This is a genomic window from Chitinophagales bacterium (assembly GCA_020636535.1).
Lineage (GTDB): Bacteria > Bacteroidota > Bacteroidia > Chitinophagales > JADIYW01 > JADJSS01.
This window is the reverse complement of the sequence record JACJXT010000011.1, coordinates 883,917-901,006: the sequence shown is the minus strand read 5'-3', so window position 1 is coordinate 901,006 and position 17,090 is coordinate 883,917. Positions and strand designations below refer to the sequence as shown.

The following is a 17,090-nucleotide window of genomic DNA, read 5'->3' as shown; positions in this document are numbered from 1 at the left end:
GTACAAAATTAATGATTAAACAATTTTTTACACTAAGCTTACTACTGTTTATTGTGCAATTTAGTCAAGCACAAAACATACAATTACTATCCAATTTACCTTACAATACAGATTTATCAAGTTGTTGGGGTTATTACGATGCTATCAACCAAAAAGAATATGCTATTGTAGGAACTTATTCAGGTACTTCTATTGTCGATATAACGAATCCAACTACACCAACTCAAGTTGCTTTTCTTGGTGGAAGTGCTTCTTCTTGGAGAGAAATGAAAGTCTGGAGTCATTACGCCTATATTGTTCATGATGTTTCTAATGGTAGTAACGAAGGTATGCAAATTATAGATTTACAGTATTTACCAGATAGTGTAAAAACCTATAATATTAAAAATTTCACATCAAATGGCAAAAATATCAACATACAAATGGCACATACTGTCTTTATTGACGAAGATGGTATTTTGTACTTAAATGGTGGTCGTTCTACAACTGTAAATGGAGTAGGAATTTCTGGTACAATTATGTTCGATATTAGTCAAAATCCTACACAACCAGAATATTTAGGACACCAAAATGCAAAATATGTACATGATAGTTATGCAAGAGATAATTATTTATATGAATCTGAAGTTTATGCAGGAACACAAAGTATTTATGACATAAGTGATAAAGCGAATCCAATATTAGTCAGTACTACTACAACACCATATGCTTATAATCACAATTCTTGGACATCAGATGATGGCAATTATTTGTTTACTACTGATGAAAGAGAATATGCTCCTATTGGTGTGTATGATATTCACGATAAAAGCAATCCAATTTTAATTAGTACCATAAAAAATTCACCTAACGAAAGCGTTATTCCACACAATGTAAGAGTCATCAACGATTACCTTGTAGTAGCTCACTACAAATTAGGTGTTGTCATTTGGGACGCTAGCCATCCAGACAATATTATAAAAGTTGGACAGTACGACTGCTCTCCTAACTATGACAACATTGCTTCACCATGGCATGGCGTTTGGGAAGCATATCCATATTTTCCATCAGGAAATATTATTTTAAGTGATATTGACGAAGGATTATTTGTAGTAAAACCAAATTATATTAGAGCTGCTCGACTAGAAGGTACTGTTTATGATGCTATAACCAACCAAGTGTTGCCAAGTGCAGTTATTACATTTTTAGATGATGCTTCAATTAATAGTACATCAAATGCAATTGGCGAGTACAAAACAGGTAGAGTTGAAAATGGCATATTTAATGTTAGCATTGATTTAGCTGGATATATTAGCCAAACCGCTACTGTTTCCATTCAAAATGACTCAGTAACGATATTAAATATTCATTTAACGCCAAGAGGTGGTAAAATTGAAGGCAATATTAAAGATATTAATACTAATTTAGACTTACAAGGAGCAACAATTGCTATTACAGAACTTAGTAAAAACTATACTACTGATTCATTAGGATATTTTATTACAAATACTATAGATAGTGGCGTATACAATATTCATGTAGCATTGGCTGGATATATAAGTATAGATACAACAGTAACAATTTACAACGGAGTAATAACACTTCAAGATTTTTATTTGCAACCAATAGCTACCAACAAGATAGAAAATGCAGTACAAAAAATTAAAATTGCAGTACAAAACAAGCAAGTAATACTAATTAATAATCAAGCAGATTTATATACAACTTGTTTTATTAGCGATGTTTTAGGTAGAAAATACAATTATACATTATCTAACAATATTTTAGATTTAAGTGCACTATCCAATGGCACTTATTTTCTTACATTTGTATTGAATGATAAAACTTTGTATAGTCAGCAATTCTATCTTCATTAACAATTAGTTATAATTGTTGGCATTTACTACAAAATTACCTTCTTTTTTGTAGTGAAAGTAGTATATTTGCAACCTTGAAAAATAATTTATGAGCAAAGGAACAAGAATTTTTATTGGAGTAATTACAGCATTACTCGTTTTAGTATGTATCTATTGTTTGTCGTTTACCTTTAAAGTTAATAGTATAGAAAAAAATGTAATTGCAATGGCAGAAAAAGCTATTCCAATGCAAGACCCTACTAAACTTTATCCTAATAGCAAAATCAATCAGTTTTTATACGAAGATAGTATCAGACAAGAAAGAATTGGCTATAAAAACAGATACTTAGACTCTATTCAAAATGAAAAAGTATTTTTAGGAAGTACTTACAAAAGTGCTAAAAGTCAGCAATTAAACTTAGGACTAGATTTACAAGGTGGTATGAGTGTTGTACTACAAGTATCACTTAAAGAGTTATTGGTTTCTATGTCTGATGACAATCCAAATCCTGCATTTTTAAAATCTTTAGACGATGCTGAAAAAAATATGTCATCTTCTCAAGACGATTATATTAGCTTGTTCTACGAAGCATTCAAAAAGAACAGTCCAAACGGAAAGTTAGCACCAATATTTGCTACAAGACAATATGCCGACAGAATTAATTTCAATACTTCTGATAATGATGTACTAGATATTATTAGAGAAGAAGCTAGCTCTGCAATTAATAGAACATATAGCATTATTACTTCTAGAATTGACCAATTTGGTACTAAGCAACCAACTATCACTTTAGATCCTAAAAAAGCAAGAATCAATGTAGAAATTGCTGGTGTTGATAATCCTGCGAGAGTAAGAAAATTATTACAAGCAACTGCCAACTTAGAATTTTGGGAGACTTATAAAGCATCGCAAATAGGTCAATCAATTAACAGTGCTAACGATGCATTAAAAACATATTTAGCAAATAATAGCGATGAAACTACTACAACCGATGATTCGCCTTTAGTAAACGACGATATTCTGTCTGGAAATACTACTACAGACAGTACAAAAAATACAGGCAACGATTTACTGTCTGGCAATAAAGAAACTAACGCAAGTTCAGATACTTCGCAAGAAGCTAAATTTGAAGAATTCAAAAACGAAAATCCATTATTTGCTGTACTACAACCAGCAGTAGACAACAATAACAGATACATGGAAAGTCCAGTTATTGGTTATGTTAGAGCTTTAGATACAGCACAATTAAACAGCTACCTAAACAATCCAGATGTAAGAGCAGCTTTTCCAAAAGACATTGCCTTTATGTATGGTGCTAAAGCTATAGGTGGCGACAGCAAAGAAAACAAAGTTAAGTTTTATGCTATTTATGCAATAAAAGTACCTTCTAACTCAGATGAGCCACCACTAGATGGTAGTGCTATTTCTGAAGCAAGAGCAGATATTGATCAATACGGACAAACTATTGTAAGTATGCAAATGAATACCGAAGGTGCTAGAACTTGGAGCGATTTAACTGGAAAAAATGTAGGCAATAATATTGCTATTGTACTAGATAATCAAGTGTATTCTGCACCAACTGTAAACGGACAAATTGATGGTGGTAGTTCACAAATTAGTGGTGGTTTTACTACAGAAGAAGCAACCGATTTAGCCAATGTTTTAAAAACTGGTAAGCTACCTGCTTCTGCCAGAATTATAGAAGAAGAATTAGTTGGTCCATCTTTAGGTGAGCAATCTATTAGAGCTGGATTAATTTCATTAGCAGTTTCTATATTCTTAATTTTTGTATTTATGGTAGCATTCTACTCTTCTGGTGGTTTTATTGCTATCTTAATGATGTTATTAAACATGTTATTAATCGTAGGATTATTAGCAGGTTTTGGTGCTACACTTACATTGCCAGGAATTGCAGGTATTGTACTTACTTTAGGTATGGCTGTAGATGCCAATGTGATTATTTACGAAAGAATAAAAGAAGAATTACGACATGGCAAAACAGTAAAAACTGCCATTGAAGAAGGTTACAAACATTCGTATTCTGCCATTATAGATGGTAATGTTACCACATTTATTACTGGTTTAATTTTACTAGGATTTGGTATGGGACCAATCAGAGGTTTTGCGGTAACTTTGTGTATTGGTATTTTTACTACGCTATTTACAGCAGTTTTATTATCTAAAGTAATTTTAGATGCTAGAATGGAAAAAGGTAAATACTACAACTATGTTACCAACTTTACTAAAAACTTCTTACAAGGTAAAAATTTCGATTTTATTGGAAAAAGAAAAATATCTTATACTATTTCTGCAATTATTTTAACAGCAGGATTTGTTTCTATATTTACAAGAGGATTTGATCTTGGTGTTGACTTTACTGGTGGTAGAGAATACAAAGTGCGTTTTGAAAAAGGCGTTGAAACCAATCAAATTAAAGATGCTTTAACTAAAACTGTTGGCGATGGTTCTATTGTAAAACAATTTGGTGCTAGCAACCAAGTAAAAATTACTACGCATTATTTAATTAAAGAAAACACAAAAGAAGCAGATGCTAAAGTAGAGCGTGCTGTATACGAAGGTTTAAAACCATACTTAAATAATGAGTCGTTTGAAACCTTTAAACAAGCTAACTTATTAAGTTCTACGAAAATAGATCCAACTATTTCATTAGACTTTAGAAAGAGTTCATTTAAAGTAACCATTTTAGCATTACTAGCAATTTTCTTATATATCTTATTGCGATTTAGAAAATATGGTTATTCCGTTGGAGCAGTTGTAGCCACTTTACACGATGCTTTAATTGTTGTAGGATTATTCTCTTTACTTAACGGAATTATGTGGTTTCCACTAGAAGTAGACCAACACTTTATAGCAGCCATACTTACCATTATAGGTTATTCCATCAACGATACCGTAATTATCTTTGATAGGTTAAGAGAGTATATTGGCGAAAGACCAAACAGCGATTTAAAATCTACCATGAACGATGCGATTAACAGTACACTTTCTAGAACATTTAATACTGCATTTACTGTATTTATAGTAGTATTTATCTTGTTCTTATTTGGTGGTTCTGTATTAAAATCATTCTCGTTTGCTATGTTGTTAGGTGTTGTAATAGGTGTTTATTCATCAGTATTTATTGCATCACCAATTATGTATGATGTAGACAACTTTGTAAACAGAAACATTAAAAACAAAGACAAAGCTGCTTCGGTGAAGTAAAAAATAGATCAAACAAAAACGAAAAGAGCTGACTAATTTTGGTCAGCTCTTTTTTTGTTATACCAATTAGAACGCTTTCGTAATTGGGTTTCTACATGAAGTCTTTGTGTCATTCTCATTATACTGAGTGAGGAACGAACAAAGTATCTCCTAAATCAAAAATACAACAACTAAAATAATCCTCGTCTTTGCGAGCGGATGAAAGTAGCGAAGTCTACCTGTTCGGCAGACAGGTAATATACTTTATAGCAGTTCATAGTTTGAGATTGCCTGTCTACCGACAGGTAGGCCACAATTTTGTTCGTTCCTCTCAAAATTTCGCAATAGACGGTCTAATTATCAATTACATTTTACTTATAGTATCGAGAGCCATTTTTAACCAACCGTCTATACTGAGTGAGGAACGAACGAAGTATCTCCTTACTAAAACGAAAAATAAAAAAAAACTGCCATAATGGCGTAAATTTAGCACTTTACCCCACTTCCGAAGTACCCTACCCCCCTTCCGAAGTGGGGGTAGCCACCCAATTTGTCAGTTTCACTTAGTTTTTAAGTAGTCCACCCCACTTAAAATATAAGCTGAGTTAGTTTTTACCCTAACTTGGTTTAGGTTTTAAGTATACCAACCCACTTATAGAAGTACAGGATACCACTTCAAACCTTAACTCGGTTAATGTTTTACCTTAACTGGGTTTGATTTTTAAGTGGCTCGACTTATGTGTTTTATTAGCTGACTTGGTTTTTTAGTAAGTTGTTTAGCTTTTAAAGTGGCTTAGCTTGGTATTCTTATAACTGAGTTTGCATAAAATATTAGTCAGCATAGCTATTAAGTACTTAATTAAAATAATAATTTATAGCTAATAAGAAAAAACATTACTCAACTCTTATTTTCCTTACTTTTTGTCTTGACACAAAAAGTAACAAAAAAGTCAAGAAAAAATGATCGCTCCACGCTATATTCCCACGCTTAGCCGCCGCATTTTTTCTTCCTACGCTATTTCTGCCAATAAAAAGTAGTTATACTTTTGATAAAATATTATAGTAGAATACATACAAATTCTCACTCATCAGAGTTACTTGATAGAGAATGCTGGTAGAAAGTAAATCTTTAAACCTTCTATTAATTGTTGGTTAGAAAAAAGACAATCTATATTACATTTTTATTGTTGTGAGTGCCAAAAGAAAAAGTATATAATTGATTATTCATATTGCGTATTCTATGTATTTTTCACCAACAAAGTAGCAAACAAGTAACAGTATATATTTAAAATACGCAAAAACATATCTTTTGTATAGTATTGAAAATAAAAACATTATAAACAAAAAATATTTTTAGCAAAAAAATATACGCAAGTTATTTTATTGCGTATATTTGGGTGATGTGCAAAAGTCTCCGCTACCGCTGCGTCTTTTGCACATCGGAGGGCGGATTACATCCGCTGATGCGTCGAACGGTCTTCGCTGTCGCTACGACCTTCAACACATCAGCGGATTTACGAAATTACTACACTTGCAAACTCCGTTTGCGTTTCGTAACTTCGTAAATCCGCCCTCCGTTGGGCAACATACTGAAAAGCCAGCCGCACAAACAGCACATTTGGTTTTTGCCGACACGGAAGCCAACACTGAAAAAACCAAAAGAGCTGTTTCTTCCCAACGCTCGAATAAACTGTTAATAAAAAGAAGCAAAATGAAATAACTTTTTGGGAAAATCTACTTATTTTTGGACAAATTAAGTCCAAACAAAAAATGGCAATAATAGACAATATTTCATTTGGCGAATACCTTAGAGAACTAAGAGAAAACTCCAATCTTCCGTTAAGAAAAGTTGCGGCAGAATTGGATATTGACACCTCTACTCTAAGTAAAATTGAGAAGAACGCACGCAATGCAAACGAGCAAATAATCGATGGAATTGCGAGAATCTTCAATATTGATAAAGCCGAATTAAAAATCAGATACCTAAGTGACAAAATCACTTACGAATTATTGGGTGAAGAAGACGGAATAGAAATATTGAAAGTGGCAGAAGAAAAAATCAAATACTATAAAGAACGAACATAATATGGCAAAAACATTCAGGGACTATAAACCCGAAAACGCAAATTGGATAACATTAGCAACAGGAGAATTTTATCCAGACATTCTTGTGGATGCTTGTAACCTTTACAGACCAGTCCTTGAACTTTTCGGACAATTGTTAAAATCAAGTGAGACCTCAGAAAAGCTGTTCTTACAGACTGTGGATGTTCGTCAACCGTGGATGAGAATACAATTAGCAAGAGTTTTTAGGAAATATGTTAGTCCGAATACTCCCGTAGAAATGCTAAAGCAAAAAAGAAAAGCTGAATGGATTTGCAAAGAATTTGGCAAAGGATTCAGACCTATTGTTGAAGTTCAAAAAGCATTTGTTTCTCGACCTATGCCTGATGAAGCACTATGTGCTGTGCTTTGGGAATATAAAGACAGGGGCAAAAAAGGTTATGATATGACAGAAAGAATGTTCGAGCTTTTAAGAAGCAAATTCCCAGATTTTGAAATTAGTGGTCCTGAACGAGCAGGAAAGGATATTTTGCTTGGAGACGTATTCGAAGACTACCCAAAACCTGACAGACCAGCAGATTTTATCATCAAAGATGGAAAGAAAATCTTAGCCATAGGATTTGCAAGGTATGATTCTGACCGTGGCGGTGCTCAGGAAGATGATAGAACAGGTGGATATTCAAATGCCTCTCGTGAAATACTCGATTATGCAATTGGCAAAGACTTGAGAACCAAAATCATTTTTGTAAATGATGGCCCAGGTCTTTTACTTGGTTCAATGTGGGATGATTATAGTTATATCGAAGATGCATCTGATGATGTTATGGTAGTAACATTAAGAATGATTATTGAGCGAATCACCCTTGATTGGTTAAACAGTTAGACTATGGCAACAGGAATCACAAAAAATAAATGGCAAGAAGAAGTTCAAATTATTTCATCGGAAAAGTTTCCGTTTGAAACAGACTATGAAATAACCTATAAGGGGAAACTACCTGAACAAGAAATTATTTCAACTGCTTACACCGAAAATTATGAATCGCTCTATGGCGAATTCAAGGAAAACAAACTTTTCTACGGAGACAATTTAGATGTACTCCGCTATCTATTACAATCTCAAAAATTAAAAGGAAAAGTTAAACTCATATACATTGACCCACCTTATGGTACAAACAGCGTTTTTCAGTCTCGAAATCAAAAGGACTCTTATAAAGACGATTTGGTTGGAAGCCATTTTATAGAGTTCATTAGACGCAGGTTAATCCTATTAAGAGAACTATTGAGTGATGAAGGTTCTATTTATGTTCATCTTGACAACAATATGACACCGCAGATTAAGGTGATAATGGATGAAGTTTTTGGAGCAAAGAATTTTCGTGGATTCATTACAAGAAAAAAGTGTAGCAACAAAAACTCCACAAGAAATACTTACGGGAATATTTCTGACTACATTTTATACTATTCCAAAACAAACAACTTTACTTGGCATAGAGCAACTTCTGCTTGGTCGGAAAGCAAGATGTTAAAAGAATATCCTTGCATAGATGAAGCTACGGGCAGACGGTACAAAAAAGTGCCTATTCACGCACCAGGAATAAGAAATGGGGAAACAGGAAAAGAATGGAAAGGAATGTTGCCTCCGCCAGGAAAACATTGGCAATACACTCCTGCCCGTTTAGACGAATTTGAAGCAAAAGGCGAAATTTATTGGTCAGCTAATGGCAATCCAAGGCGAAAAGTATTCTTTGATGAAGATAAAGGGATTCCCGTACAAGATATTTGGATGGATGTACAAGATTCGCTAAACCAAAACATCAAAATAACAGGTTATCCGACAGAAAAGAATCCTGAATTACTGAAACGAATAATAAAGGCTTCATCAAATAAAGACGATATTATTTTAGACTGTTTTGCAGGTTCAGGAACGACACTTGGTGTAGCTGAACAACTTGGTAGAAAATGGATTGGAATTGACAATAGTTCAGAAGCTATTGACAATATTCTGAAACGCTTTCTTAAAGGTCTTGAAGGTATGGGCGATTATGTAAATGGCAAAAACAATTCGGAAAATGACCTTGACCAAATGACACTTTTTGAATCACAAATGGCTTATGGAAAACAACTAATAGCAGATTTTGAAATGCTTTCAGATTCAAGGTACTCTGACTTGATAAATGAAATTTTAGAAAAACATTTAACTGAATAAATGCCAACGCTGACAGACGGACGAAAAAAAAGTACGATTGCCCAACATTGGTGATCGTTGCACAACTAGGTAAAAAAGGGTAAAAATTGTAAGTATACAATATTACATATACTTATTTATATAAATTGTATTTTGGCTTTGGTATTTTTTGTGTGGTGCTTTTAGTAGCTTACTGGTGTCAAAATGTAAAAAATTAAGCTTTTTATGGTGTTTTTTAGTGTTTTTTGACTTATTTCCATTGCTTTTATGGCTGTTTTTCTGGTTCTAATAACTATTGCTCAAAAAGAAAAACATATTACCTATTATAATATTACTAAATCAATCACACATGATAAACAAGTAATGGTATTTTGCTGTGCATTGCCATAGTTTTGGTATTGCTGTGCGTAAATATTCTTTCTAAAAACGACTTTTTATGTGTTGCCATAATCAACAAATCAATTTCATTTTGTGCTGCAAACTCGTTAAAACCTGCTTCAAAGTTTTGTGCAGTAACAATATTCATCTTAGCACTATTTTCGCCTAAGTAATGATTTATTTTATTAACAATTACATTATTTTCTATGGTTTGAATATGGTGTTCGTCGTTAATATGCAATACATCTATTTCATTAATAGACAATTGGTGTAATAGATTAATAATATCTTCTAGTATAGCAAATTCTTCTTTGTCAAAACTATCAGCATAAACAATTTTTTGTATTGGTTTTAATTCGTAATCTGCTGGAATTAAAATAATTGGTGTCATTATATTTTGTACAATTCCTGCTGCATTGCTACCTATTAGTTTATTCAATACTGTTTGGTTGCCAACTGTTCCCATAATAATAAACTCTGGATTGGTTTCTTCTGCTAACTTAGACAATTCAGGAACTACATCGCCAGCTTCTACAAGATAGGACACTGTGTATTTTTCTTCTTGTTCAATTACAGATACAATTTTTTGCATGCGTTGCTCTGCTTCATCTTTAATATTATCTAATACATCTAGTGGTATCATACCTTCTGGCGTAGTATAGGCATTAATTTGTAATGGATAATAATGCACCAACTGCAATTCGTAATTTAATTGATGTGCTAAATTTTTAGCATACTCTAATGCATTGAACGATGTTGATGAAAAATCTAAAGGAACAATTATTTTACTCATTTTTTATTTTCAAGTTAAACAAAAAAAAGTAATTAAGAAATGATTTTTGTCAATATCTAGTAGTGAGTATTGGGTATTTGTCAGTATTAGGCAACTTTTAATTTTGAAATTTTAGATTTGCTAATTCTTTCTAATGCATATGCTTTATCTACCATAAATTTCTTTACATTTTTTTCTGATGGCAACTCAAACATTGCTTCTGTAAAAATGGCTTCGCAAATTGAACGCAAACCTCTTGCTCCTAAATTATATTCTAGTGCTTTATCTACTATAATATCAATAACTTCATCTTCAACAATAAGTTCAATATGTTCTAGCTTAAACAACTTTTTATACTGTTTGATTAAAGCATTTTTAGGTTCTAATAAAATAGCTTTTAGTGCTACTTTGTCTAATGGATCTAAATGCGATAACACTGGCACTCTTCCTATTAACTCTGGAATTAAACCATACGATTTTAAATCTTGTTGAGTAATGTATTGTAGAAAATTAGTTTTGTCGACTACATGTCCGTCTACACCTTTTTTAAAACCTACTACGCTTGAGTTCATTCTTTTAGAAATGAGTTTTTCAATACCATCAAAAGCACCACCACAAATAAATAATATATTATTGGTATTAATTTTTACTAATTTTTGCTCTGGATGTTTTCTTCCGCCTTGTGGAGGAACTAAAACATCAGTGCCTTCTAAAAGTTTTAATAATGCTTGTTGAACGCCTTCGCCACTTACATCTTTTGTAATAGATGGATTATCGCCACTTCTAGTAATTTTGTCTATTTCATCAATATAAACGATGCCTCTTTCGGCAGCAGTAATATCATAATCGCAGACTTGTAATAACCTAGAGAGAATGCTTTCTACATCTTCGCCAACATAACCAGCTTGTGTAAAAACGGTAGCATCTACAATGGTGAAAGGAACATCGAGTAGTTTGGCAATAGTTTTTGCTATAAGTGTTTTTCCTGTTCCAGTTTGTCCAACCATCATAATATTAGATTTTTCAATCTCAATATCATCGTCAATGTGTTGATTTAATCTTTTGTAGTGATTATATACAGCAACTGCTATTATTTTTTTAGCATCATCTTGACCTATAATATATTCATCTAAAAACGATTTAATTTCTTTGGGTTTCTTTGTTTTTTGCGTTTTGTGTTTTTTTTGTGTTACAGATTTTAGTTCGCTAGTAACAATTTTCTGAGCTTGTTCTACACAATCTTCACAGATAAATGCATCTAAACCAGTAACTAAAATTTGTACTCTATCCTGATGTCTTCCACAAAAACTGCAACTATTCTGTTTGTCTGATTTCATATTACAAATATAGATAAAAACTAAAGCATATAGGTTGCTTTTATGTTTTTTGATGTTTACTAAACTGCAATGTACAAAGTATTAATATGCTTAGTAAAAACAGCGTACTAACTTTTTGCCTATCAAACTTGACTCTATACCAACTATAAAAATATTATTATGAATTCAAGTGTAAAACTATATGTAATAGTTTTTTACTTAAAAATACTTTCTGGCAAATAATTTAACCCTTTATATTTGTGTGTGTCATCAGAAGATAAAGTTGCAATATAAGTTAAAGTTGCTGTAGTAGATGAAAAGCTAACTTTAGCAAAATAGAGTTCTTCATTAGGTGAATCCCAATTATAAACAGTGCAATAATATTGACCGCTTCCATCTTTTACTATTGATGCTATACCTACATAATCACCAGTTCCCCATCCTGTATTTGAATTACTGAAACCCACTAAAGTTAAACTAAGTGTATCTGTTAAGATTCCACTAAAGTTACCTATGTATATATTGTTTTCACTTCCTATATAAAATGTGCTTGCATCTTTAAATTCTAAACCCATTCCACAACATAAATCATCATTTGCAAAAACTAATTGTTGAGAGAATGTACCATTAGAGTTAAACTCAAATAAACTAGGATCTCTTACAACTGGAGCAACATCCTTACCCCAAGTACTTCCGTATACTTTATTGTTGTATATTAATAATTCAGATATACCATACCTATTATTACTTGAGTTACTTTCTATAACTGTTGCTACTTTTGTATCTGTATTTACTTTTAATAATTTACCAGCACCTGAATTGTCTAAACAAGCATAAAGCATATTATTAGCTTCGTCGTATTCAATATCTCTTAATCCACTTAAATTTGAACCTCCAAGAGTAATACTGTCTAGCAAAGTTAATGCACCAGTACTCGTATTAATATCATATACATGACCATCATCATCTAAAATAACCATATTTTTTACAACTGTATCATCATCTTTTTTACATGATAATATAAATATGATACTACTGATTGCAAGTAGGAATAAAATGCTAATTTTTTTCATAATTTTTAATTTTCTCTAAAGCTACAAAAAAAATAGATTTCTACAAAAAAATATTAGTACTTATTCTCAATACTTACTACTAAGTTATATTATATATGCATTGCTCTGTTGTCGGTAGCTGCTAAGCATGCTTCTTTCATGGCTTCGGTATAAGTTGGATGTGCGTGTGATGTTCTTGCAATATCTTCGGCACTTGCTCTAAATTCCATTGCTACAACAGCTTCTGCAATCATATCTGCTGCTCTTGCACCAATCATGTGAACACCTAAAATTTCGTCTGTTTCAGCATCTGCCAATACTTTTACCAAACCATCAATATCCATACTTGCTCTTGCTCTTCCTAATGCACGCATAGGAAAACTACCTATTTTGTATGCAATGCCTTCGTCTTTTAACTGTTGTTCTGTTTTTCCAACAGCAGCAACTTCTGGCCAAGTATAAACCACACCTGGAATTAAATTATAATCGATATGTGGTTTTTGTCCTGCTAGTATTTCTGCAACTAGCACACCTTCTTCTTCTGCTTTATGTGCTAACATCGCTCCACGAATAACATCGCCAATTGCATAAATATTTGGAACACTGGTTTGTAAATGTTCGTTTACAGGAATTTGACCTCTTTCATTTGTAGTAATACCCACTTTATCTAATCCAAGATTATCAGTATAAGGTTTTCTGCCGATAGCCACTAAACAATACTCAGCTTTAATTTCTACAGTCTGTTCTTTTTTATCTAATGCAGTAACCGTAACTTCATTTTTAGATGCAATAACTCCATTTACTTTGTGTGATAAATAAAACTTAATACCTAATTTTTTTAGCGAACGATTAAGTTCTTTAGATAAATCAGCATCCATCGTAGGAATAATTCTGTCCATAAATTCTACTACGCTTACTTCTGTACCTAAGCGTTGATAAACAGAACCTAATTCTAATCCAATAACACCTCCACCAATTATCACCATAGATTTTGGTAGTTTTTCTAATGACAAAGCTTCTGTAGAAGTAATGACTCTTTGTTTATCGATATTGATAAATGGTAGTGAACTTGGTTTTGAACCTGTGGCAATTATAGTATTGCTTGCTTTAATTTGTTCATCGCCTTTATCTGATTTGATGTTGATGGTTGTAGCATCTACGAAAGAGCCAATACCTTGATAGACTGTAATTTTGTTTTTCTTCATTAGAAAATCTATACCAGCACAAGTTTGGTCTACTACTTTTGTTTTTCTGTCGATGAATTGTTTAAAGTTGAGTTTAATGTCTTTTACTTCTATACCTTGCTCTGCAAACGAATGATTGGCATTGTAGTAATGCTCTGAAGAATCGAGCAATGCTTTAGAAGGAATACAGCCAACATTGAGACAAGTACCACCAAGCGTATTGTATTTTTCTATAATAGCTGTTTTGAAACCCAATTGTGCACAACGAATTGCTGCGACATAACCACCAGGACCACTTCCTATAATTGCAATATCAAAATTTTCCATTTTTTAAAATTATAGTGCAAAAATACAGCTAAATTGAATGAAACAGAAATAAGTTGCTATAAATTAAATTTATATAACGATAGCATTTGATGATAATGTATTTACAGTCATAGTTACTCTGAGTGAAATGTAATGCGCTGAAGAGTCTTTTTTACTGCGGTGATTGCTATTTAACTTTAGGAGATGTTTAGCTACACTCAATATGAAAACTTCAAAATAATAGATTCATAAAAAGATAAGTTCTATAATTTGCTAGTATTTATTAGCATTTCTGTTTATTCCTATCAATTTCTAAAAAAAATCACACAAATAAAAATCTTATAAAATCATCTTAAAGTTGTGTAACAGTACTCAAGCAAACGCACTATAAATTTGCAGTATCAAAATGATTAAAACAAATTATTTATAAACAATTAAAATTATTAAAAATGAAAAAAATGATCTTAACAGCATTAACAATGGTATCAATGCTAACAACAATTTCAGCAAAAGAAGGAAATGAAACTTCAACTAATGAAGGATTCCAACAAACAAAAATGGTTACAGCTACTACCACTAGCTATGAATCAGAACCATTACAATACAAAAGTGGTTTTGGTGTTAAAGGTGGTATTGGATTAACTTCTGTGTTAATTGGAGACGACAATACCTACAACGATGTAAGAAACAAAATGAAAGTAGGTGGCTTTGCTGCTGTTTCTTACGAAAAAAGATTTACCGATGTTTTTGCTTTAGATGTAGAAGCTGGTTATGCAAATAAAGGCGTTAGAACATCTGGTACAGTTCCTTTAACTAGCGAAAAATTAATTTTCAAAGTTAATACACATCAAATAGAAGTTCCAGTTAGTATGAAATTTTATGTTGGAGATAATTTCAATATCAATTTCGGTCCTTATGTTTCTTTTATTGCTGCAGCAAAAGCAAAATTAATACACGAAAATTCAAATAACGAAGTTGTAAATGAGACAAAAAGTGTTAACATGATGAGTAAAGATTATGAAGATGCTAATGGCAATCTACTTTTCAATAGAGTTGATTTTGGAGCAAACTTAGGTGTAGAGTATATTTCTGACAAAGGTATTGGTGTTGGTGCAAGAGTTAATCAAGGTTTTAGAGATTTGATTAATAATGACTATGCTGGCTACATGGGAACAGATGCTATCATTCCTGCTGGAGATAATAAATGGTCTGGAAATACTGGTATTCAAGTATACGGAATTTTCAGATTCTAAATATAATTCAATAACTCTTTTTTTTAGCGTTGGCTTTTTAAGTCAACGCTTTTTTTATTTTATAAATTTTTATTTTATCATTAATTATTTATTTGTAGCAGAAGTCTTTCGTAAGAAGACGCTACTTTGAAGTGCATGAATTATCAAATAGATCTACTAAAAAAACTAAAACAGTATTATTTATTATATTTTATACTTTATTGATTTATAAAAAGTCTTTCCAGCAGTAAATAAAATGAGTGCAACCATATATAGAATCATTATATAAAAATAGTTAACTCATAATTTAGATTGATATCATTTCTGCGACTATCTGCGTAGTCTGCGGGAAATTTTTTAAAATAAATAGCTAACACATAACTTAGATGAATATCATTTCTGCGAGTATCCGTGTAATCTGCGGGAAAGTTTTTCAAAATAAAAATCTTATAAAATCATCTTAAAGTTGTGTAACAGCACTTAAGCAAACGCACTATAAATTTGCAGTATCAAAGTGATTAAAACAAATTATTTATAAACAATTAAAATTATTAAAAATGAAAAAAATGATCTTAACAGCACTGTCAATTGTAACAATGCTAACATCAATTTCAGCAAAACAAAACAATGAAACTTCTGTTTACGAAGGTTTCCAACATCCAGAAAGTGTAATCGCATACAAAAAACATTTGTTTGTGTCTAACACTGGTCAAGAACTAGAACCATTAGCAAAAGATGGCGATGGATACATTACTTTATTATCTAGAAAAGACAATACCGTAATAGAAGAAAAATTCATCTCAGGTTTAAATTCACCTAAAGGTATGTTTGTAAAAAGAGGTGTTTTATATGTAGCCGATATCGATAAAGTAGTTGGCTTCGATATCAAAACCAAAGAAAAAGTATTTGAAGAAAATTTGGCTCAAGAAGGAGCGTCTTACTTAAATGATGTCACTAAAGCACCATTCGGAATGTATGTTTCTGCTACGCTAAACGATGGTTTTTACAAAATAAACAACAAAGGTAAAGTGAAAGAAATACAACTTAAAAACGACCAACTTACAGGTGTTAATGGTATCTCTCGTAGACCATTAGGAAAAGTATTTGTTGCTAATTTTGGAGATGATGACCAACAAGGAAATGTAGGTAAATTTGGTGTAGTTAGAAAAAAATATAAAACATTAAAAAATGGTGGCATCAACGATGGTATTGTTACAAAAGGTAAAATCTACTATACCGATTGGGTTACTAAAACAGAAGATGATGGTGAAATAATTTCTATGCGTAGAAATGGAAAAAAAGTTAGAAAAAACAATATCGCTACCAATATTTCAGGTCCATCAGATATTTATGTAGATAAAAGACAAAGAGTATTATGGGTGCCTGCTATGAACGAAAATAAAATTGTAGCAGTTCCATTCTCACTTTTATAACCTATACACTACACAACTCTATTATATATTGATTTAATTTCTGGAAACATAGTCAACTAAAAGCAATTAAATCAAAAAGAGGTGTCGAAATTTCGACACCTCTTTTTTTTTATATTTTATAGTTAAGA

11 protein-coding genes are annotated in these 17,090 nt (G+C 31.9%); 7 read left to right on the top strand and 4 right to left on the bottom strand.

Annotation, left to right across the window (positions count from 1 at the left end; all coding sequences use genetic code 11):
* Positions 1-11: 11 nt before the first annotated feature.
* The 5 genes from H6553_04225 (at position 12) to H6553_04205 (ending at position 9,310) form a co-directional block, all read left to right on the top strand.
* Complete coding sequence (locus tag H6553_04225; GenBank protein ID MCB9033023.1) at positions 12-1,856, top strand: choice-of-anchor B family protein; 1,845 nt, start codon at positions 12-14, stop codon at positions 1,854-1,856.
* Positions 1,857-1,944: 88 nt separating this feature from the next.
* Positions 1,945-5,061: a protein translocase subunit SecDF gene (secDF, locus tag H6553_04220; protein ID MCB9033022.1), complete on the top strand. Its 3,117-nt coding sequence runs from the start codon at positions 1,945-1,947 to the stop codon at positions 5,059-5,061.
* Positions 5,062-6,810: 1,749 nt separating this feature from the next.
* Positions 6,811-7,125, top strand: a complete 315-nt coding sequence (locus H6553_04215) for a helix-turn-helix transcriptional regulator (GenBank protein ID MCB9033021.1) — start codon at positions 6,811-6,813, stop codon at positions 7,123-7,125.
* Between the two features lies 1 nt (position 7,126).
* Positions 7,127-7,987, top strand: coding sequence for a bstEII (locus tag H6553_04210; GenBank protein MCB9033020.1), 861 nt, complete (start codon positions 7,127-7,129; stop codon positions 7,985-7,987).
* A gap of 3 nt (positions 7,988-7,990) precedes the next feature.
* Positions 7,991-9,310 carry a site-specific DNA-methyltransferase gene (locus H6553_04205; protein MCB9033019.1) on the top strand — a complete coding sequence of 440 codons (1,320 nt, stop codon included), beginning with the start codon at positions 7,991-7,993 and terminating at the stop codon, positions 9,308-9,310.
* 322 nt (positions 9,311-9,632) lie between these two features.
* Here the strand turns inward: H6553_04205 and H6553_04200 are convergent, their stop codons facing one another.
* The 4 genes from H6553_04200 to lpdA all read right to left on the bottom strand — a co-directional run bounded on the left by H6553_04200 (position 9,633) and on the right by lpdA (position 14,318).
* The gene (locus H6553_04200) at positions 9,633-10,460 is read right to left on the bottom strand and encodes a universal stress protein (protein ID MCB9033018.1); all 828 of its coding nucleotides are present in this window, start codon (positions 10,458-10,460) and stop codon (positions 9,633-9,635) included.
* A gap of 86 nt (positions 10,461-10,546) precedes the next feature.
* A complete protein-coding gene (clpX, locus tag H6553_04195) occupies positions 10,547-11,776 on the bottom strand; it encodes an ATP-dependent Clp protease ATP-binding subunit ClpX (protein ID MCB9033017.1) in 1,230 nt (409 codons plus the stop codon).
* Between the two features lie 194 nt (positions 11,777-11,970).
* Positions 11,971-12,828: a hypothetical protein gene (locus H6553_04190; protein MCB9033016.1), complete on the bottom strand. Its 858-nt coding sequence runs from the start codon at positions 12,826-12,828 to the stop codon at positions 11,971-11,973.
* 89 nt (positions 12,829-12,917) lie between these two features.
* Complete coding sequence (lpdA, locus tag H6553_04185; GenBank protein MCB9033015.1) at positions 12,918-14,318, bottom strand: dihydrolipoyl dehydrogenase; 1,401 nt, start codon at positions 14,316-14,318, stop codon at positions 12,918-12,920.
* A gap of 428 nt (positions 14,319-14,746) precedes the next feature.
* On the opposite strand from lpdA, the gene H6553_04180 reads away from it, so the two are divergent.
* Together H6553_04180 and H6553_04175 are read left to right on the top strand one after the other, a co-directional pair.
* Positions 14,747-15,550 (top strand): PorT family protein, encoded by an 804-nt coding sequence (locus H6553_04180; GenBank protein ID MCB9033014.1) that lies wholly within the window; start codon positions 14,747-14,749, stop codon positions 15,548-15,550.
* Between the two features lie 536 nt (positions 15,551-16,086).
* Positions 16,087-16,962: a hypothetical protein gene (locus tag H6553_04175; protein ID MCB9033013.1), complete on the top strand. Its 876-nt coding sequence runs from the start codon at positions 16,087-16,089 to the stop codon at positions 16,960-16,962.
* Positions 16,963-17,090: the final 128 nt, after the last annotated feature.